The sequence below is a fragment of the Candidatus Symbiopectobacterium sp. 'North America' genome (assembly GCF_015762685.1).
Lineage (GTDB): Bacteria > Pseudomonadota > Gammaproteobacteria > Enterobacterales > Enterobacteriaceae > Symbiopectobacterium.
Map to the genome: position 1 here is coordinate 14,761 of NZ_PEHF01000087.1, position 20,523 is coordinate 35,283.

The window sequence follows — 20,523 nt, forward strand, 5'->3', positions numbered from 1 at the left end:
TATTTATCATTGAATAACGCGGAGAATAGCGTCGGGAATACAGGCCAGATACAACGCAGGCTTGCCATCCTTATCCAAGGAGAACAACACCTGTTTCTCATCGGGCGTGAAAGGCGGGTGAGGATGGGTAACCTGACGATCGCCATCCAGCACCGCCCATGAACTACTGTGTTTGGCAATTTTGTGGGTTTGTTGGTGCTTCAAATCAAAGAGGTATAAATAGGGATCCGTCGCATCGCCGTACTTGTCATTGTCAACAATATCAATGGTCTTACCGGAACCATCGCCAACCGTCAACTGCCCATTGTCATTGCTCATCACATGCGAACACGGCGGCATGACAACAATCTTTTCATCGCCCCCCGTATCGGGATCAACCCGGCACAAATAGCGCACCGGGCTGTCCTACACATAGGTGACATACATCATGGCAGAGTCATCTGGTACCCAAAATTCATGGGTATAACTTTCCCCTGGTGCCGGCAATTTGACTCGGCGAATATGGCTGCCATCTTCGTTCATCAGCCACATGCGGGTTTCTACCCGATCCAGTGGCCCTTCATGGCAAAATGCAACGGTATTATCATCATGAGGACGGTAAATCGGGTGTCCTAACCACTGATTCTCTTGTAATAGCGTGGTGCGCTCACCCGTTTGCAAATAGATGCGAATCACACGGCAGAGCGGATTTTCTTCATAAAACTGCTGAAACACCGTCCAGTCACTGACGGGCCGCCAGCTATCACGATGGATTTCCACCCTCACCAGCTTGGTGCAGGCAGAGTTGGCCACCCAGGTGCCATAACCTACCCATTCATCCGCCACCTGATAGACGGTTTCCTCGGACAAATCCTGCAAGGTAACCCGCATCAGCGCGCGTTCTCCCTTCACGTAATAGAGGTATTGCTCGTCAGGAGATAGGAACCCGCCAAAAGTGTTATCACCTGCACCTTGCGTTAGCTGTGTCGCTTTGCCGCTAGCCAGTTCCAACAGGTAGTAGTTGCGAGACCCATCGAATTCCGCCGCAAAAATCAGTGACCGGCCTGCATCGAGAAAGCATTTCTGATAAAAATAATTGCGGTGGCAGATAACGTTCGGGGGTGTCAATCGCGTCACCCGCGCGCTGGTATCCTCATCGATATACTCATGGTACTCGAGCTGATAAACATCGCCTTTCGCCATTGCTATTGCTCCCTGTTTCGCCGTGACAGCAGCTTCCTGCCCATAGGCAATTCGTTGATAAATACTGGTTGATTACGTTGCATCGAAAGGTTTCCTCACACCCCTGTCAAAATGGACATGGCTCCGGCATGGCTGTCAGCTCGCCGCTTAAGCTGATCGGGCCCCGAATTGCCGAACAGTTCTTCCAGGATCAGTGCATCGCCACCACTGTGTCCTCCTTGTCCATAGGCCACCTCAATGCGTTCCGGCGTGCCAAACATCGGATACCAGGTGATATCGCAGTCCATCAGGCTGCCCTCGTTCTTACGCTCTCCCCCACCATTGACATAGGAGTTCTCGACCAGCTTCATCTCTGGCCGCCCTTTGCTGCCATTGAAGGCGATGTTCAACCCTTCCCATGGCTGATACGCATTGAGGGAGTAGGTCAGCAGCGTTTTGTTGCGGTACTTCACCATTACCGCCAGGGTATCCTCAAAGCTGATGCCATCGCCGGACAAGCTTTGATCGCGCAGGTAGCCATCCTCATGTTCTGCATTCAGGTAGAGCTCTTTGAGCATCGCCCGCTCCTCCATGTGCAGCGCGAAAGGATCGTTGCGTGCAGCCGGTTGGTTATGGCAGCGGGAATAGAACTCGCTCACGCCGCGCTGCTCGGCATTTTCCTTACCGTAGAACCGCAGATCGCCCTGGGCGAAAACGAACTCCGGCACGGAATCGAGCCAGAAATTGACTAAATCGAAATGGTGAGTGAATTTATGGACCAGCAACCCGCCGCTGTTGCGTTTGTCACGGTGCCAACGGCGAAAATAATCAGCGCCGTGTTGCGTATTCAGCAGCCACTCGAAATGCACCGAGAAGACATCACCGACTGTACCGTTGAGGATTAATTCGCGCAGCTTGCTGTGATGTGGCGCATAGCGATAGTTAAACGTCACCCGCAGATCGCGACCAGTGCGTTCAACCGCATCAACGATCGCCAGACCGCGCTCTTCATCAATGGTCATTGGCTTTTCCGTGATGACATCACAGCCCAACTCCATCGCGCGGATGATGTAGCGATCGTGCGTGCGATCCACGCTGGTGACGATCACGATGTCAGGACGGTGCTACGCGATCATCGTCTCGAAATCCGCGGCTTTCCAGGTCGCCACCTTAGCATGGCCCCACTTCTCCAGATTGCGATTGGCATAATCCATACGCGTCTGGTTCGTATCACAGAGCGCCACCATACGCGCTGACTGCCGATAGGTGGTCGCAATCACTTCCAGGTACATCCCCGAACGGCCACCGGTGCCAACCAGTGCATAAGTCTTCATCTTCATCTCCCTTCTTTTACTCTCATTGACTACACCGCGATTAGCCCGCCTGCGATTGACTCCCCTTCCCCCCCGTTCTACTATCCGCATGCTGGTATCAGCGAGCAGGACGCGTGCAGGAGATTCGCCATGGGTAACCCGGTACCGCTATTATTTTTTGAGGTAAACACCCCTGCCATCTGGCAGTGGGAGACGTTTACCGACATCATGCACTATCTCAAAAAGTTCCAGTTCAATGGGCTGATCCTGCATCAGCAAACACTGCTCGCGCTGTTGGCCAAACCCTCACCGCGGTGTCCACCCACCACGGTGGAACATTTGCTGCTCGCTCGTAGTAATACCCTGCACTATCTGCAAAACGTGGCACGTTATTGCGAAGAGAACCACATTCAACTGTGGCTTCAGGGCGAGGCGACGCCAGACTGTCACGACCTGCACCGTAAATTTCCCGAATTCTTTCTTTCCCAAGCCCCACAAAACGATGCGGCGTTTCTTAACCTTTTTTCGGTGAAACCCTGCCGGAAATACTGAGCCATTTGCCCACTGTGCGCGGCCTGCGCCTCTCGCTCTCCACACCTACCGTGCACCAGAAGGAGTGGGAATCGGCGCTGCAACGCCTCTACCAGGGCCTGCGTTTACGCGGCTTGCGCGACTACCAGGACAAAGCGTGGCCCCGCCAGCAGTTAAAGATGGCGTTGGATGTGCTGCCTAATGATGTACGCGCTTCCGTAAAAGAGACGGAGCTGGACTATCGTCCCGGATTTGCCAACAATCCCACCCTTACTCGCCTGAGCGGCTCCCGTAAGTGGGTGGAATTCGATCTGTGGGGCATCGAATACGGCTGGACGCTGCTCCCCTGTTGCTTGTTAGACGAACTGCAAAAGCGTCTTCACTGGGCCTTCCAAACGCTGGACGACGAGCTTGAGGCGATCACCGCACGCCTGAGTTGAATGGCTGCCAAACAATGCGCTGCTGGGCTCAGTCAACGAGCTGAATCTGTACGGACTCTCGCGACTGATCCGCGCGCCGTCAGTTTCACCGCAAACGCTGTTTATCGAATGGCTCGCAGCCTACGCCCTGCGTCCTCTGTCACAGCAAGAGATTGACGATCTGTTTGCTATCTATACCTCCAGCCACGACTGGATGTGTAAAACGCCCAGCCTGCTGGGACGACTGCTGCAACGCCATAGCCGCCCCCCGCATGACTTTGAGCAGGCGCTGCAACTGCTGCATATGGATACCCGCAGTGCCAATTGGTCTCAGTCTTTTCAGCCGCTGATGCCACCGGATGATGAGGCCGTTGGTGAGCAGCAAATGCAGCTCATCATCCTGGAAAAACAGAAATCTCGTTTTCTGGCGGAATACCTGCGCGCTCAGGTGGACAAAAAATTACCCGCCATGCCGCTCACTGACGCCTTTAAACACACGCTCACCGCTAGCTGGGAGCGCACCTTCTGGTATACCCGCGCTTACAGCCACATTACCCATGCTTTTGCGCCCCACTTGTGGATCCACAAATACGGCAATAACCCCACACAACACGAACAACTGCGGCAAGCGTTACATACGCTGCGTCACTTCATCGCCGAGCTGGAAACCTGGTTTTCCTCGGCGGGCACACAGAATCCTTATACCTTTCACCTACTGCTCGACCCGCAGCGCCTTCTTCATTTGGCAGCCAGTCTGGAATGCGACATCGCCGCGTCTTGACCGTGAAATGAGAATAAGCATTTCCCTATAGGTAAAACACACGGGAAGCCGACGCTCAGCATCCGGGGAGTGACTTATTGGGATAAAGTGTGCAATCACTCACATAATCAACGTTTTGTGTGTGATGACAGTCACGGCTCGCTCGACTGGAAGTGTGACAGCGGTCATTTGTTGACCACCGTGTAGCAACAAAAAAGGGCACCCGCAGGTGCCCTCTTGAAAAGGAATACAACCAGCAGCGCGTTATTTGCTGCTCTTGTCCTGCAACTGTTCCACGCTTTCCATTTGCGGCAAACCCGTCGTCGCGGAGGAGGACAGCAACCCGGTTTCGACGTAGTTGAACAGCTTCTCACGCGTATCAATGATATCCAGATTACGCATCGTCAACTGACCAATACGGTCATCCGGTGAGAACACGGAATCGCCTTTTTCCATCGTCAGACGTTCCGGCTTGTAGGTCAGGTTATCCGACACCGTATTCAGGATGGAGTAGTCATTGCCGCGAAGCAATTCCAGCATCACTTCACCGGTGACAGCACTGGCCACCCAGCGTTGTAGTCCATCACGCAGCATCAATGCTTGCGGATCGAACCAACGACCCTGATACAGCAGACGGCCCAACTGACGACCGTGTGCATGATATTGCTCAATGGTATCATCGTTATGAATACCGGTAACCAAACGCTCGTAGGCAATGTGCGGCAGCGCCATGCCGGGGGCTTCATAGATGCCACGGCTCTTCGCTTCGATAATACGGTTTTCAATCTGATCGCTCATGCCTAAACCGTGACGACCGCCAATGCGGTTGGCTTCGAGCATCAGTTCCACATCATCGGCAAAGGTTTTGCCGTTCAGCGCCACCAGATAGCCGCGTTCAAAACGTACCGTGATTTCTTCTGCCGCAATCTTGACGTTCTCATCCCAGAACTTGACGCCCATGATCGGGTTAACGATCTTCACGCTGGAGTTCAGGAATTCCAAATCTTTCGCTTCGTGCGTTGCGCCCAGCATGTTGGAGTCGGTTGAGTAGGCCTTTTCTGCGGACATCTTATAGTTGAAGCCGGACTGTACCATAAACTCGGACATCTCCTGACGGCCGCTCAGTTCATCGATAAAATCCTTATCCAGCCACGGCTTATAGATTTTCAGTTCAGCATTGGTCAGCAGACCATAGCGGTAGAAACGCTCGATATCGTTACCTTTATAAGTACTGCCGTCACCCCAGATATTCACGCCATCTTCTTTCATTGCCGCGACCAGCATGGTGCCGGTTACCGCACGGCCCAACGGGGTAGTGTTAAAGTAGGTCAGGCCACCCGTGGTGTTATGGAAAGCACCGCACTGAATAGCGACAATGCCTTCCGCAACCAGCTGCTTGCGGCAGTCAATAAGACGGGCATTTTCTGCGCCGTACTCCATCGCGCGACGAGGGATCTCTTCATAGTCATCCTCATCCGGTTGTCCCAGGTTTGCGGTGTAAGCATAAGGAACCGCCCCTTACGCATCCACAGCAATGCTGCACTGGTATCCAGGCCTCCGGAGAACGCAATGCCAATACGTTGACCTGCCGGAAGGTGCTTGAGAATCGTCGTCATAAAATAAACCCCTGCTCGATAGACTTATGGAGAGAAGCTTAACAGCCACACCACGATATGTTACGCCATGCATTGATGAGAAAAAATCAGCTCGTTATGCGCGTGGCGGCACGCTCATGTACCGATACTGTTCGCCACTCAACAAATGCATATTTATGCAAAATAAATGAGTTATAATTTAAACATCTTTTTGCCGCGACAGGAAGAGCCGTGTGATGATTTCTGTAAAAAACCGTCAATGTCGCTATGCCGCCTTTGAATGTAACGGTATCTATGAATTTCTACCACAGAGAATATGCAATGAAGAACAGCTCGGAGAGGAAACAAACTAAGCAGGCGATTATACCGCCATTTCACTGCCAATCCAGCGGCTAAAATCGATTTACGCGACGGGAAACCAAATAATAAAACAATGCTTCATTTAAAGGATAAATCTTTGTTATTCTCGGCGGATTATGGTTTCCCTTGCCTATTTGCTGGAGATGTTATGTCTAAGAAAGTTGCCGTCCTGCTGGCGCCAGGCTTTGAAGAAGTAGAGGCGGTTATGGTGATAGATATCCTGCACCGTATGAAGATCGGCGTGAAAATGCTGTCCTGCCAAGACATGCTGGAACTGCGCAGCTACCACAATATCCGCATGTTTGCTGATGCGCTGTTGGAAAGAAGCATGGATGAACTATTCGATGCCGTGGTGATCCCAGGCGGCTTGCAAGGCACGCTGAGTCTGGCAGCAAACCCACTGGTCACCGAGTTTATTCGCCGTCATGACGACGCAGGGAAACTGATCTGCCCGATCTGTTCTGCGGCAGCGCGCGTGTTGGGCGGCAACAAACTGCTAAAAGGCCGACGCTATGTCTGTTCTGGCGATCTGTGGAAGGATGTCACGGACGGCATCTATGTCGATCAGAACGTGGTAGAAGATGGCAACCTGATCAGCGGCAAAGGGTTGGGTGTTGCCTTCGACTTCGCAGGCACCATTGCCTGCCGTTTGACCGGCGATGTTGAAGACACCAACTTCCAGATCGAGCATATCTATTACGATCACTGGCGCGTACCGGCCTAAAAAACCGCTAGCCCGGCTATCGTGAACGAGGCCGGGCATTTCACCGATTCACATCTTCACCGAAACGATCGCGATACTCTTTCGGCGTCAAATCATACTCTTTCCTGAACACCGCATAAAAATAGGGCAGCGACGGGTAACCGCACATCACCGAGATCTCGTTGATCGACAGTGAGGTTGACACCAGCAGGTTGCGCGCGCGCTCCAGCTTTTCTGCGTGAATGACACCGTGAATGGTCTGCCCCATTTCATCTTTAAAGCGTTTTTCCAGATTGGAGCGCGACATGCCGACAGCATCCAGCACCTGCTCGACTTTGATACCCTTACAGGCATAGCAGCGAATATAGTGCATGGCCTGAATCACTGCCGGGTCGTGCACCGAACGGTAATCGGTGGAACTACGCCCTACCACCCGCACGGGAGGAACCAAAATGCGCTGAAGAGGTAGTGCTACCGGATGGTGTAACAACTAATGCAGCAATTTGGCGGCGCGATAGCCCATCTGCCGTGTGCCCTGCTCAACAGATGAGAGCGCCACCCGAGACAGATAACGTGTCAGCTCTTCATTATCGATACCGATGACACAGAGTTTTTCCGGCACCGCGATGTTCAAATATTCGCACACCTGCAACAAATGGCGGGCTCGGGCATCCGTAACGGCGATAATGCCGGTTTGTGGCGGTAAGGCTTGCACCCAGTCTGCCAAGCGATTTTGTGCGTATTGCCAGTTGTCTGGCGCGGTTTCCATCCCCTGATACACCACGCCCTGATATTGCTCCGATGCGACCAGTTGACGAAAAGCGTACTCGCGCTCCTGCGCCCACCCTTTGCCACCCGAAGGCGGTAATCCATAAAAGGCAAAGCGATTAAGCCCTTTCTCTTTCAGATGCATAAACGCACATTGCACCAGGGCATGATTATCGGTCGCGATGTAATGCACAGGGGGATAGTCATCAGGATCGTGATAAGAGCCGCCAACGCCCACCAATGGCACGCCGACATTCTGCAACGACTGAACAATTTTCCGATCGTCAAAATCGGCAATCACGCCATCGCCCAGCCAGTCTTTCACATTATCAATACGGCAGCGGAAATCCTCTTCAATAAAAATATCCCAACCGCATTGAGAGGCCTGCAAGTACTCGCCCACGCCCTCCACCACTTGCCGGTCGTAGACTTTATTGGCATTAAACAACAGCGTAATACGATAGCGTTTTTCAAACATATTCACTGCTCCAGCCGTGGATATGCCCTTTTCAATAGCACACCCCCACGGTGAGCAAAAATATTTTGCTGATTAATGCGAACCGCAGCCAGTTTCCTGAGACCCGCTGACATCATGTCATCAGAGACGGTCAGCCCTTGCGCTTGGTGGCCGTGTCCATCCACACCGCCAACAGCAAAATGCCTCCTTTGACGATGTACTGCCAAAAAGTCGGAACATCCAGCATGCTCATTCCATTATCTAACGAGGCCATGATAAACGCCCCCATGACCGCCCCGGCTACGCTGCCAACACCACCGGCCAAACTGGTGCCACCAATTACGCAAGCGGCAATGGCATTCAGCTCAGCAATGTTGCCCGCAGAAGGTGAGCCCGCCCCCAAACGCGAACTTAAAATCAACCCTGCAACCGCCACCATCAGCCCGTTAATGGCAAAAACCGCCAGCTTGCTGCGTGCAACATTGATACCCGACAAGCGGGCCGCCTCGATATTGCCACCAATGGCATAAATGCGACGCCCAAACGCCGTGCGCGTTGCCATAAAAATCCCGCTCAGCATCAGCAGCGTCAAAATCAGCACCGGCGTTGGCACACCACGATAGTCATTCAGCAGGTAAATCGCGCCCAGCACCAGCACAGCCATAACAGCCTGCCGCCCAATGTCACTGACCGGACGCGTTACGCTGAGCCCCAGACTGGCCCATTTTTGCCGCCGACGCCATTGCCAAGCAATAAATGTCAGTAACCCCGCCACTCCAATCGTAAATCCTACACCCGCAGGCAGATAGCTTTGGCCGATCTGCGCCATGGCGCTACTGGTTGGAGAGACGGTGGTACCGTTGGTAATGCCGATAAGAATACCGCGAAAAGCCAGCATTCCTGCCAGGGTAACAATAAATGAGGGCACTTTACGGTACGCAACCCACCAGCCGTTCCAGGCACCCAATAACAGCCCCAGAAACAGTGTCACCACGATTGTCAACGGCAGCGGCCATCCAACCATACGTCAAAGATGGCGGCCAATCCACCCAGTAACCCCATCATGGAGCCCACCGAAAGATCAATTTCGGCAGAGACAATGACAAACACCATCCCCACCGCCAGAATGCCGGTGATGGCGGTCTGGCGCAGCAGGTTAGACACATTACGCGCGCTGAGATAGGAGCCATCGGTCATCAAGGTGAAAAACAGCATAATCGCAATAATGGCGGCAATCATGACAAACACCTGAAGATTTACCTGCCTGAACCAGCGCACGGCCTCGCCCGCTTGTGCCGGTTGTTTGGGTGCCAGGGTATCGGCAGAGGCATTAGACGGTGGCGTTTTCAACATGTTGTTCACTCCTCAGCGCGGCTTCCATAACCTGCTCTTGTGTCAAATCGTGATTAACCAAATCCGCTTTTACGCGCCCCTCATGCATCACCAGGACACGATCGCTCAGTCCCAGCACCTCCGGCAGCTCGGATGAAATGACGATAATCGCCATCCCTTCTTTTGCTAACTGATTAATAAGTTTATATATTTCATATTTGGCGCCGATATTGATACCGCGCGTAGGCTCATCGAGAATCAAAATATCGGGGTTTAACAACAGGCATTTTGCCAACACCGCTTTTTGCTGGTTCCCGCCGCTCAGGCGGTCAATGGCTAAATCCTGGCTGGCCGTTTTCACTTTAAGATGGGCAATCGACTGGCGAATCACATCCTGTTCGCGCGCGTCATCCAGCGAAGAAAACAGCCCGGAAAAGCGGTCTAGTGCCGCCAGCGTAATGTTTTGCGCCACGCTCATCACCGGAACAATGCCATCCTTTTTGCGGTCTTCCGGCACCATCGCGATACCCAGCGCAATCGCCTGCTGGCAATCGTTGATCGCTACAGGATGCCCCTTAAGCACAATAGTGCCCTGCCGGCGTCCACGGTAAGCACCAAACAGGCATTGCACCGTTTCGGTCCTGCCGGAACCAACCAGCCCCGCGACGCCCAGAATTTCTCCCCGACGCAGCGCGAAGGAAACATCATTGACGCGACGAATATGACGGTTAACCGGATGCCACGCCGTCAGGTGTTCGACGCGCAGGATCTCCTCGCCAATGTCATGCGCTTCAGAAGGGTAAAGCTCGGTTAGTTCCCGCCCCACCATCATGGCGATGATCTGCTCTTCACTAAGCGAGTCGGCAGGATGGGTACCGATATGCTTGCCATCGCGAATCACACAGATGACGTCCGAAATGGCTTTGACTTCATTTAGCTTGTGGGAAATGTAGATACAGGCGATACCGTGATTGCGCAAATCACGAATGATATCCAGCAAAATCGCGGTTTCCCGCTCAGTCAGTGAGGCAGTCGGTTCGTCCAATACCAACAGCCGCACCTGTTTGTTAAGTGCCTTGGCAATCTCCACCAGTTGCTGTTGGCCCAGACCCAGTTCACCGAGTCGGGTATGAGGATCGACCTCAAGCTTGACGCGCGCCAGCATGGTCTGGCAGCGCAAATACATAGAATCACTGTCCAATATGCCGCGTGTCGTACACTCATTACCCAGGAAGATGTTCTCCAACACGCTCATCTCTTTGACCAGCGCCAGTTCCTGATGAATGATGGCGATACCCTTCTGCTCAGTATCACGAATATGGCTGGCGTGCAGCGGAACGCCTGCGAAGACGATATCTCCGCCATAGCTGCCGAAGGGATAAATGGCGCAAAGCACTTTCATCAGCGTCGATTTACCCGAACCATTCTCACCGCACAGCGATAATACTTGTCCGGCTTCCAACGCCAAGCTGACGCTATCCATCGCCTTTACGCTGCCAAACACCTTGGTGATGTTTTTCATTTCCAACAAGAACGGCATTCTCACCTCCGTCGTTCACCTGCCGCACACCCGGTAACGCTGCCAGCCTAAGCCCCGGTGTCAGAAGACACTCGGGGCCAGTTAATCACTTCAGATCGGCGGCTTTATGGAACCCATCGGCAATCACGGTGGTTTCAATGTTGGATTTATCAACCGGCACCGGCGCTAACAGATACGACGGCACCGCTTTCAATCCGTTCTCCAGCGAGGCATTGGATTTGGGGGCTTTGCCCGCCCCTAACGCAACGGCAATATCAGTGGCTTCCGTTACCAGCTTGGTGATCGGTTTGTACACCGTCATGGTTTGCGTGCCAGCGATAATGCGTTTTATCGCCGCCAAATCCGCATCCTGCCCGGAAATCGCCACCTTGCGCGGCCAAAGCCTGAATCGCACCGCCCGCTGTAGCATCATTGGAGGCGACGACAGCCTGAATATTGTTATTGTTTGCCGTTAGTACATTTTCCATAATTTTCAAGGCATTTTCTGGCAACCAGGCATCGACCCATTGATCGCCAACGACTTTTATTTTTCCAGAGTCAATCAAGGGTTTTAATATGTTCATCTGGCCCTTACGGAACAGTTTTGCATTATTGTCCACCGGAGAACCGCCCATCAGGAAATAATTCCCTTGTGGCACTTTGTCAATCAGATATTTCGCTTGTAACTCTCCCACCTTTTCATTATCAAACGAGATATAAAAATCCACATCTGCGTTATTAATCATGCGGTCATAGACTAAGACCTTGATACCTTAGCGTTTTGCTTCTGCAATCACATTGCTAAGCACCTGGCCGTTATAAGGAATAATCACCAGGACATCGACGCCGCGATTTATCATGTTTTCTATTTGAGAAATCTGGGTTTCCTCATTGCCGTTCGAAGACTGAACGAACACCGTCGCCCCCTGCGCTTGCGCCTTGGCAACAAAGAGATCACGATCTTTCTGCCAGCGTTCCAAACGCAAGTCATCGATTGCCATACCAATTTTTACCTCTTTGGCAAATCCGGCATGGCTTATTAACGCAAGTGCGGCACAGGCTGACAGTAAAAAGTGTTTAACTTTCATCATGAGTACCTTTCTTTTTTAACGTTTAACGTGCAGGAAAGAAACGCTACCAAGCAGAAAAAGTGTTGCCGGTAACTGACGCGGCTTCAATTACAGATTTTCACCAAGCAATTATGTTTTTTTGTTTAATCGTAATTTTATGAAGTCGATCATATTTTATTGTTATCACCCTCAACCATCCCTCATTATTCATGAATGTATATTCAGAATATTTCTCTCCGTTATTTTTTGCGATCGGCTGCACACTTAATAATTATCTGAACACAAGTGTGAAATAACATAATTGAGCAAACGGCGATCCCCTCCGAAGATGAATAACAATGACCGCTTACCCGCTGAATGACTTTCTTAAGGAGTTCTCCATGCCAACCTATTTTGAACAAATTGAACGTGTTCGTTATGAAGGCCGCGGCACAACAAATCCCTTCGCTTTCCGCCATTACAATCCCGAACAGGATATTTTGGGGAAACGGATGTCAGAGCATTTGCGTTTCGCCGTCGCCTACTGGCACACATTCTGTTGGAACAGTGCCGATATGTTTGGCGTCGTTTCCTTTGAACGCCCTTGGCAAGCGGCAGGGGATCCCCTGGAATTGGCAAAACAAAAAGCCGATATTGCCTTTGAGTTTTTCCAAAAATTGAACGTGCCTTACTACCGCTTCCACGACGTGGATATCGCACCGGAAGGCAATTCATTGAATGACTATCTGTATAATTTCCAAATCATTGTCGACAAATTTGCTGAAAAGCAGCAGCAAACAGGGGTAAAACTGCTCTGGGGAACCGCCAACTGCTTTACACACCCTCGTTATGCTGCCGGTGCTGCCACCAACCCAGATCCGGAAATTTTTGCCTGGGCAGCGACACAGGTCTTTTCTGCCATGAACGCCACTCAGAAGCTCGGGGGAGAAAACCACGTGCTGTAGGGCGGGCGCGAAGGCTATGAAACCTTGCTCAATACCGATTTGCGTCAGGAACGGGAACAGATTGGCCGCTTTATGCAAATGGTGGTCGAGCATAAGCATAAAATCGGTTTTCAGGGCACGCTGCTTATCGAACCGAAACCGCAGGAGCCGACCAAGCATCAGTACGATTACGATGTGGCGACCGTTTATGATTTCCTGAAACAATTCGGTTTAGAGAAAGAGATCAAGGTTAATATTGAAGCAAACCACGCTACGCTGGCAGGACACACATTCCACCATGAAATAGCCACTGCCATCGCGCTGGGGATTTTTGGTTCGGTTGATGCCAACCGTGGCGACCCGCAGTTGGGCTGGGATACCGACCAGTTCCCGAACAGCGTGGAAGAAAATGCTTTGATCATGTATGAGATCCTCAAAGCGGGCGGCTTCACAACCGGTGGACTGAATTTTGACGCCAAAGTGTGTCGCCAAAGCACCGATCGCTACGATCTGTTCCACGCCCATATCGGTGCCATGGATACGTTAGCGTTGTCGCTAAAAGTTGCAGCCCGGATGCTGGAAGATGACAAGCTGAACCAATGGGTTGCCAAACGCTATGCGGGCTGGAACGGTGAACTCGGGCAGCAAATCCTGCAAGGTAAACTTTCCCTTGAGCAGTTGGCGAAACATGTCCACGCAAAACAACTCTCACCGAAACACCAAAGCGGGCATCAGGAGATGTTGGAGAATTTGATCAACAACTACCTGTATCAGTAACGGTTAAAAGTCGCCTATTCTCACGGATGTTGCTACTTATCCGTGGGAATAACGCGGTGGGAATTACAGCGGTATCGGCAGATCTAAACAAGGATCTCACATTATGTATATGGATATCGATCTCGGCACGTCGGGCGTAAAGACCCTTCTGCTGAATGAGGAAGGCAGCGTTATTGCCGCGCAAAGCGCACCGTTAACGGTATCCCGCCCCCATCCGCTCTGGTCTGAGCAATCTCCTGAAGCATGGTAGGCGGCAACCGATGCCACGGTGCAGGCGCTGGCAACACAGCACGATTTGCATGCCGTTAAGGCTATCGGCCTGACAGGGCAAATGCATGGCGCGACCTTGCTCGACAAACAGCATCGGGTGTTGCGCCCCGCGATGCTGTGGAACGATGGCCGCACTGCCACCCAATGCCACAGGTTGGAACAACAGGTGCCGGATTCTCGCCAGATTACCGGTAATCTGATGATGCCGGGCTTCACGGCCCCCAAACTGAAATGGGTTCAGGAACATGAGCCCGCATGCTTTCGACAGATTGATAAAGTCCTGTTACCCAAAGACTACCTGCGCTGGCGTATGACGGGTGAATTTGCCAGCGACATGTCGGATGCCGCCGGTACGATGTAGCTGGATGTCGGTAAACGGGACTGGAGTGATGCGCTGCTAGCCGCCTGTTCGCTCGATCGCGAGGCAATGCCTGACTTGTTTGAAGGCAATCAGATAACTGGCTACCTTTCTGACGCACTGGCACAGCGCTGGAACATGAATAGCGTCCCGGTGGTTGCCGGTGGCGGCGATAACGCAGCGGGTGCCGTCGGGGTAGGCCTGTGGCAAGCGGGGCAAGCCATGCTGTCACTGGGCACATCCGGCGTCTATTTTGCGGTCAGCGATGGTTTTCTCAGCAACCTGCAGCACGCGGTGCACAGCTTCTGCCATGCCTTGCCGGGCACCTGGCATTTGATGTCGGTGATGTTGAGCGCGGCATCGTGTCTGGATTGGGCCGCCCGGTTGACCCATGCCGAAAGCGTACCGCAATTACTGGAAGAAGCGGCACAGGCCACTGTCAACACCTGCGTCCCCCCGTCTGGCTCCTCCCCTACCTTTCAGGCGAGCGCACCCCGCACAATAATCCGCAGGCAAAAGGCGCTTTTTGGGGGTTAACCCACCAGCATGGACGGGCAGAACTGGCGCGCGCCGTGCTGGAAGGCGTTGGGTTCGCGCTTGCCGATGGTATGGACGTGGTGCACATGACCGGGCTGCGCCCCTCCAGCATCACCTTGATTGGCGGTGGTACACGCAGCGCGTACTGGCGTCAAATGCTGGCGGATATCAGCGGACAGACGCTGGAGTACCGCACCGGCGGCGATGTCGGCCCCGCGCTGGGGGCGGCACGGCTGGCACAAAGCGCCGTGAACCCCGCTATCTCGCTGGCCGACCTGTTGCCACCGCTGCATCTGGAACAGGTTAACCTGCCCGATGCCGCACAGCACGCCCGCTATGCGCAGCAACGAGAAACGTTTCGTATGCTCTACCAGCAGTTGCGCCCGTTGATTAACGATATCCATTAACTGACCCAACGCCGAATGTCGCATCGCTGCACCAACAGGGAAAGCAGCATTCTGCATAACACTGCGCAGAAAAAAACGTAAAAGATATCCAGTATCGGCCAACCTTTCAGGGCCAGATCGCGAGTACGAATAAAATGAATAATCAGGGCATGGAAGCCATAAATAGCCAGAGAATGGCGGGAGATAAACGAAAATCCGGGCAAAGGAGCGCTCAGTGCTGCCGCTTTGAACAGGATCATCAGGCACACCGCCGCAATAAACACCAACGGGTTGGCATAGAGGTAGAATGTTTGGGTAAAGTTGTCGTTGACTAACGTCTGCTGCGAGGTGCCCACCGCAATCAGCGGCACGGAGACAACAAACAACGGCACTGCTCCCAGCGTGACCCAACGCGTGGGCGTTAACGTCCCCAAAGCGCGCCCCACCACCGCATACAGCAGGTAGTAAAACGTGTCGCCCACAATATACACGTTGATGGGTAACAACGGGGTATGCCCTATCGTCAGTTCAGGCGTATTGGGATTGGCGACAACGGCTAGAATCAATACTACTACGGCAAGATAACGTCCTGATACCGGGGGAACCCGTATTAGCGGCGATAGCAGATAGATAACCAGAATGGCATAGAAAAACCACAGATGATAAAAGACCGACTTTTGCCAAAACAGCCGTAGCGCGTTGCCTGCATGAATAGGTGTCAGCAGCGCCATATACGCCAAGGCCACCGCGCTGTAAAACAGCAGGTAGAAGCCAATACGCAGCATGTGCTTTTTATCCGCCCGCCGCTCGCCCAAAAACAGGTAGCCGGAAATCATAAAGAACAGCGGAACCCCCACCCGGCACGCGGAATTTAGCAAGTTTGCCACATCCCAATGGCGCTCGCCCGGCATACCTGCCGCCGTAATGTAATAGGTAGTGCTATGAATCAACACCACCATCAGGCAGGCGACGGCGCGTAGGTTATCGACCCAGCCTATTTTGTCCGACATGAGGCTCCCCTTTTGTTTTTAACAACATAAGGGTAGCTCCCCTACGGGTATGCCTCAATGGCAGGGTTTCTGGAAATGCTGTTATGGCGATCGACTGACATCACAACGCTAATGAGTAAACGCGCGATGATTCCCCCCACGGATGATAGCCCTCTCCAGCATAGACAAATCCCGTTTGCTCATAGAATCCGACCAGATCGGTACACAGATGCAGGTTGGAAAAGCCGTGTTTTTTCGCTTCATCGGCGGCATGACGCATCAATTAGCGAGCAAGACCACGAGAACGACAGTCAGGTTCTACATAAAGCGCACACAGCCACGGATAAAGCTCCATCCGACTGATGAAATCATTGGTAATCAGTCCGGCACAGCCAACAATCCGCTCGTCTTCAACCAGCAGGTACCATTGTGGCAACGGATTATGTGCCGTCAGCGAGCGTTCAATCACATCCTGATACAACATCATTGTCTCTTCAGATGCCCACTGCTCCTGAAAATAAGCCGTAGCTTCTTCCGCCCAGCGCGGTGTTTCACGCACAGAAATTATCTTCACACAACGTTCCTTCGTGATAGAACAAAATACAACGCCCGTCGTAGACGGGCGTTGAGGTTACTGACAAATAGCACTACTCTCATCGCTACCACCACCGTCATTCCCGCGAAGGTGGGAATCTCGTGCAGGTGAAACGAGTTTCTTCTCACAGAGATCCCCGGCTTTCGCCGAGGATGACGGCGGCAGTGGGACTGCTTGTCAGCAACCACCAGATCGATAACGACACACCATCAGAACAACCCAAGCGGTTTGTCGGAGTAACTCACCAACAAGCACTTGGTTTGCTGGTAGTACTCCAGCATCATCTTGTGATTTTCACAGCCAATGCCTGACTGTTTATAGCCGCCAAAGGCCGCATGTGCCGGATAGGCGTGGTAGATGTTGGTCCACACGCGCCCCGCCTGAATACCGCGTCCCATACGATAGGCGATGTTGCTGTTACGGCTCCACACCTCTGCCCCCAATCCATAGTGGGTATCATTAGCGATCTCCAGCGCATCATCCATGGTTTTAAACGTGGTGACCGCGAGAACCGGGCCAAAAATTTCCTCCTGAAACACGCGCATGCTGTTTTTTCCGAACAACACGGTCGGCTCCAGATAGTAGCCCTGCGTCAATGCGTCCAGCAACGCTTTGCGCGCCGCATAGCTCATGATTTGCAGCCCGACTTCGGTGGAGCCGGTAAAAGCCACTTTTGCGATGCGCGGCGACGTCGCCAGATACTCACCAATCTCACTGCCAGAGCCATTCACCACGTTGATCACGCCCGGCGGCAATAAATCCTGAATCAGTTCCATCAGCATCAGCACGGACAGCGGCGTCAATTTCGCTGGTTTAAGCACGATGCAGTTGCCTGCCGCCAGCGCCGGCGCCATTTTCCAGCAAGCCATCAGCAGGGGGAAATTCCATGGAATAATCTACCCTACCACGCCCAGCGGTTCGTGAAAATGGTAAGCGATCGTATCCTTGTCGATTTCGCTGATCGCCCCTTCCTGCGCGCGGGCACAGGCGGCAAAGTAGCGGAAATGGTCGATCGCCAGCGGCACGTCAGCCCCTATGGTTTCGCGAATCGGTTTCCCGTTATCCCAGGCTTCCGCATACGCCAGCAGTTCCAGGTTCTCCTCCATGCGATCCGCAATCCGGTTCAGCAGTAAGGCGCGATCCTGTACCGACATCGCACCCCACTCTGCCTTGGCGTTATGGGCAGCATTCAGCGCATGATCGACATCACGCATGCCGGAACTGGCGACTTCACACAGGGGTTGCCCGGTGACAGGCGTCAGGTTAACGAAATAGTCGCCACTGACCGGAGGCACCCAGGTGCCACCAATAAAGTTGTCATAGCGCTTTTTCAGATTGAGGGGGTGAGCATAGGTGTAGGGCGCGACCCGGTCTTCAGCGATGTGATGTACCATTGCGGTCTCCTGTTCTTCGCCGTAGGGTTACGCGGCCAGGCCGCGATGAAAAAAGAGCCAATGTGCAAAAAATTGCTAACATCAAGGACAGTCTACCAAGCGTATACACAAATCGGCTTTCCTGCCGCGCTGTTTAGCGACTCTTCGAGGAAACGCACACTTCCCCCCCCCCCTTTTTGTGCCCTGAACCACAGGCAAAACGCCAAATTCCACGATAAAACTCGCATCGCATCCCGTGGGATGAAATAATGGCTTTCTACTCCAGAATGAATATCTTATGGGGATAACACGCGGAAGAAGCGATCCCTGCGCTCGAGGGCGCATGCCAGCGAACGGTACGCCATCAAGGCAGCTTGTCTCAGGCCAAAACTGACTGGCTGGCGGAAGAAGTGCCCGTCGCGCTGGTGTACAACGGCATTTCCCATGTGGTGATGATGGCTACGCCAAAAGATCTGGAAGCCTTTGCGTTAGGTTTTTCCCTGTCGGAAGGCATCATCACGTCACCGCAAGAGATTTACGGCATGGACGTGCAGCCGGTCTGTAATGGTATTGAAGTCCAGATAGAGCTCTCCAGCCGCCGCTTTTCCGGGCTAAAAGAGCGTCGCCGCGCCATGAACGGCCGTACCGGCTGCGGCGTATGTGGTGTCGAACAGTTGGAAGAGATCGGTAAACCGGGCGCACCGCTGCCCTTCATGCAAACCTTCTCGCTGAATCACCTGGACGGTGCATTAAGGCAGCTCAAAGACGTGCAGCACATCGGCCAATTGACCGGTTCTACCCATGCGGCGGCCTGGCTTTCCGGCGAAGGGACCATTTTGGGCGGCTGCGAAGATGTTGGCCGTCACGTGGCGCTCGATAAACTGCTGGGCGTACGTGCTACGCGCCCCTGGCACTCGGGTGCCGTGTTGGTTTCCAGCCGTGCCAGCTATGAGATGGTGCAAAAAGCCGCGATGTGTGGCGTCGAGATCCTGTTTGCCGTCTCAGCGGCAACGTCGCTCGCCATTGATGTGGCTGAGCGTTGCAACCTGACGCTGGCGGGCTTTTGCCGCCCAGGCCGGGCGACCGTTTATACCCATCCGCAGCGCCTGCTCGACAGCGCATGAGGCCAGTACAGATAGATTAATCTGTTTTTAGCTTAGGCAACAATGATATAACCGTTTGTTTTCCAGGGGTAAACGTGCGAACTCCGTGCGATGGCGACGCGAATAATCGTTTTCAAGATCATTTAATTAACTATAATGAACCTCATGATTACGCGACGCTAACAAACGGTTGTTTGTTAACCATTACCGCTTGAGGCGTGCCGTACCTGACTATCACGCGCGCGCCACAACCAAGACCAAGCACGCTCGCGATTATTTAGTAGTACAACTATGGAGATGATAAATATGAGTTATTCACTGCCATCCCTGCCTTACGCTTATGACGCGCTGGAACCGCATTTCGACAAACAAACGATGGAAATCCATCACTCTAAGCACCACCAAGCTTACGTCAATAATGCTAACGCAGCGCTGGAAAGTCTGCCGGAATTCGCTAGCCTGTCCGCAGAAGAGCTGATCGCCAAACTGGATAAAGTACCGGCCGAGAAAAAAGCGGTACTGCGTAACAACGCTGGCGGCCACGCTAACCACAGCCTGTTCTGGAAAGGCCTGAAACTGGGCACCACGCTGGGCGGCGATCTGAAAGCGGCTATCGAACGCGATTTCGGCAGCGTTGATGCATTCAAAGAAAAATTTGAGCAAGCTGCTGCAACCCGTTTCGGTTCAGGATGGGCATGGCTGGTATTGAAAGAAGACGGCAAACTGGCCGTGGTTTCTACCGCTAACCAGGATAGCCCGCTGATGGGCGAAGCCATTTCTGGCGCTTCCGGTTACCCGATCGTCGCGCTTGACGTGTGGGAACACGCTTACTACCTGAAATATCAAAACCGTCGCCCGGATTACATCAAAGCGTTCTGGAACGTGGTGAACTGGGATGAAGCTGCTGCCCGTTTTGCTGCTGCCAAATAATTTGTCCTGACGACATAAAACGCATAAAACCGAAATAACATTTTGTTATTTCGGTTTTTTTTGCTTTTTACCCGCGGACTCGATTCATCTTTCTTACATTTAAACAATTAAAAATTTTTTAAAGGCGCATTTTTCATTTATGCTGCCGGGGTTAACTCGCCTAAATCATGCTGTGTTTTGTGCTGCCTCCTTTGCGGCACACGATGCCTTGTACCCGGATTATGGCGATTAACACCGTATCAGATGGCAGTCCCTGCTCTCTGAAGTAGGCCGTCTATCCCATCCGGATTTTTA

Annotated in this window: 8 protein-coding genes and 10 pseudogenes; 8 read left to right on the forward strand and 10 right to left on the reverse strand. The window is 52.8% G+C overall.

Annotated features, from left to right (window positions below):
- Positions 1 to 6 precede the first annotated feature (6 nt).
- Both CS369_RS18775 and CS369_RS18780 read right to left on the reverse strand, forming a co-directional pair.
- Positions 7 to 1,182 (reverse strand): annotated as a pseudogene (locus CS369_RS18775) (oligogalacturonate lyase family protein).
- A gap of 2 nt (positions 1,183 to 1,184) precedes the next feature.
- A pseudogene (locus CS369_RS18780) lies at positions 1,185 to 2,495 on the reverse strand (Gfo/Idh/MocA family protein).
- 129 nt (positions 2,496 to 2,624) lie between these two features.
- Here CS369_RS18780 and CS369_RS18785 point away from each other — a divergent pair.
- The 3 genes from CS369_RS18785 (at position 2,625) to CS369_RS18795 (ending at position 4,205) form a co-directional block, all read left to right on the forward strand.
- Positions 2,625 to 3,026 carry a hypothetical protein gene (locus CS369_RS18785; RefSeq protein ID WP_196908263.1) on the forward strand — a complete coding sequence of 134 codons (402 nt, stop codon included), beginning with the start codon at positions 2,625 to 2,627 and terminating at the stop codon, positions 3,024 to 3,026.
- Between the two features lie 5 nt (positions 3,027 to 3,031).
- A complete protein-coding gene (locus CS369_RS18790) occupies positions 3,032 to 3,445 on the forward strand; it encodes a hypothetical protein (protein ID WP_196908264.1) in 414 nt (137 codons plus the stop codon).
- Between the two features lie 193 nt (positions 3,446 to 3,638).
- Positions 3,639 to 4,205 carry a hypothetical protein gene (locus CS369_RS18795; RefSeq protein ID WP_196908265.1) on the forward strand — a complete coding sequence of 189 codons (567 nt, stop codon included), beginning with the start codon at positions 3,639 to 3,641 and terminating at the stop codon, positions 4,203 to 4,205.
- A gap of 243 nt (positions 4,206 to 4,448) precedes the next feature.
- Here CS369_RS18795 and argG read toward each other — a convergent pair.
- Positions 4,449 to 5,800: pseudogene (gene argG / locus CS369_RS18800) on the reverse strand (argininosuccinate synthase).
- A gap of 487 nt (positions 5,801 to 6,287) precedes the next feature.
- On the opposite strand from argG, the gene CS369_RS18805 reads away from it, so the two are divergent.
- Positions 6,288 to 6,863, forward strand: coding sequence for a DJ-1/PfpI family protein (locus CS369_RS18805; protein ID WP_196908266.1), 576 nt, complete (start codon positions 6,288 to 6,290; stop codon positions 6,861 to 6,863).
- A gap of 40 nt (positions 6,864 to 6,903) precedes the next feature.
- Here CS369_RS18805 and xylR read toward each other — a convergent pair.
- The 4 genes and pseudogenes from xylR to xylF form a co-directional block, all read right to left on the reverse strand.
- A pseudogene (xylR, locus tag CS369_RS18810) lies at positions 6,904 to 8,088 on the reverse strand (D-xylose utilization transcriptional activator XylR).
- 130 nt (positions 8,089 to 8,218) lie between these two features.
- Positions 8,219 to 9,420: pseudogene (gene xylH / locus CS369_RS18815) on the reverse strand (xylose ABC transporter permease XylH).
- A complete protein-coding gene (locus CS369_RS18820) occupies positions 9,398 to 10,939 on the reverse strand; it encodes a xylose ABC transporter ATP-binding protein (protein ID WP_196908267.1) in 1,542 nt (513 codons plus the stop codon). The pseudogene xylH and the gene CS369_RS18820 overlap by 23 nt, the downstream one beginning before the upstream one ends.
- An 85-nt stretch (positions 10,940 to 11,024) precedes the next feature.
- Positions 11,025 to 12,006: pseudogene (gene xylF, locus CS369_RS18825) on the reverse strand (D-xylose ABC transporter substrate-binding protein).
- A 362-nt stretch (positions 12,007 to 12,368) separates the two neighbouring features.
- Here xylF and xylA point away from each other — a divergent pair.
- Positions 12,369 to 13,688, forward strand: a pseudogene (xylA, locus tag CS369_RS18830) (xylose isomerase).
- Positions 13,689 to 13,791: 103 nt separating this feature from the next.
- A pseudogene (xylB, locus tag CS369_RS18835) lies at positions 13,792 to 15,260 on the forward strand (xylulokinase).
- On the opposite strand, the gene CS369_RS18840 reads toward xylB, so the two are convergent.
- From CS369_RS18840 to CS369_RS18850, 3 genes and pseudogenes are all read right to left on the reverse strand, one after another.
- Positions 15,257 to 16,249, reverse strand: a complete 993-nt coding sequence (locus tag CS369_RS18840; protein WP_196908268.1) for an acyltransferase — start codon at positions 16,247 to 16,249, stop codon at positions 15,257 to 15,259. The pseudogene xylB and the gene CS369_RS18840 sit on opposite strands and share 4 nt — an antisense overlap.
- A 100-nt stretch (positions 16,250 to 16,349) precedes the next feature.
- Positions 16,350 to 16,802 (reverse strand): annotated as a pseudogene (locus CS369_RS18845) (GNAT family N-acetyltransferase).
- Positions 16,803 to 17,032: 230 nt separating this feature from the next.
- Positions 17,033 to 18,217 (reverse strand): annotated as a pseudogene (locus tag CS369_RS18850) (aldehyde dehydrogenase family protein).
- A 302-nt stretch (positions 18,218 to 18,519) separates the two neighbouring features.
- On the opposite strand from CS369_RS18850, the gene fdhD reads away from it, so the two are divergent.
- Positions 18,520 to 19,320 (forward strand): formate dehydrogenase accessory sulfurtransferase FdhD, encoded by an 801-nt coding sequence (gene fdhD, locus CS369_RS18855; RefSeq protein ID WP_196908279.1) that lies wholly within the window; start codon positions 18,520 to 18,522, stop codon positions 19,318 to 19,320.
- Positions 19,321 to 19,605: 285 nt separating this feature from the next.
- Complete coding sequence (gene sodA / locus CS369_RS18860) at positions 19,606 to 20,229, forward strand: superoxide dismutase [Mn] (protein WP_196908269.1); 624 nt, start codon at positions 19,606 to 19,608, stop codon at positions 20,227 to 20,229.
- The last annotated feature ends 294 nt before the right edge of the window (positions 20,230 to 20,523 follow it).

Excerpts from the sequence above, each read along its gene's own strand:
- CS369_RS18840 (WP_196908268.1), bottom strand. The coding sequence starts at position 16,249 with ATGTCGGACAAAATAGGCTGGGTCGATAACCTACGCGCCGTCGCCTGC.
- CS369_RS18820 (WP_196908267.1), bottom strand. The coding sequence starts at position 10,939 with ATGCCGTTCTTGTTGGAAATGAAAAACATCACCAAGGTGTTTGGCAGC.
- CS369_RS18795 (WP_196908265.1), top strand. The coding sequence starts at position 3,639 with ATGTGTAAAACGCCCAGCCTGCTGGGACGACTGCTGCAACGCCATAGC.
- CS369_RS18805 (WP_196908266.1), top strand. The coding sequence starts at position 6,288 with ATGTCTAAGAAAGTTGCCGTCCTGCTGGCGCCAGGCTTTGAAGAAGTA.
- sodA (WP_196908269.1), top strand. The coding sequence starts at position 19,606 with ATGAGTTATTCACTGCCATCCCTGCCTTACGCTTATGACGCGCTGGAA.
- CS369_RS18785 (WP_196908263.1), top strand. The coding sequence starts at position 2,625 with ATGGGTAACCCGGTACCGCTATTATTTTTTGAGGTAAACACCCCTGCC.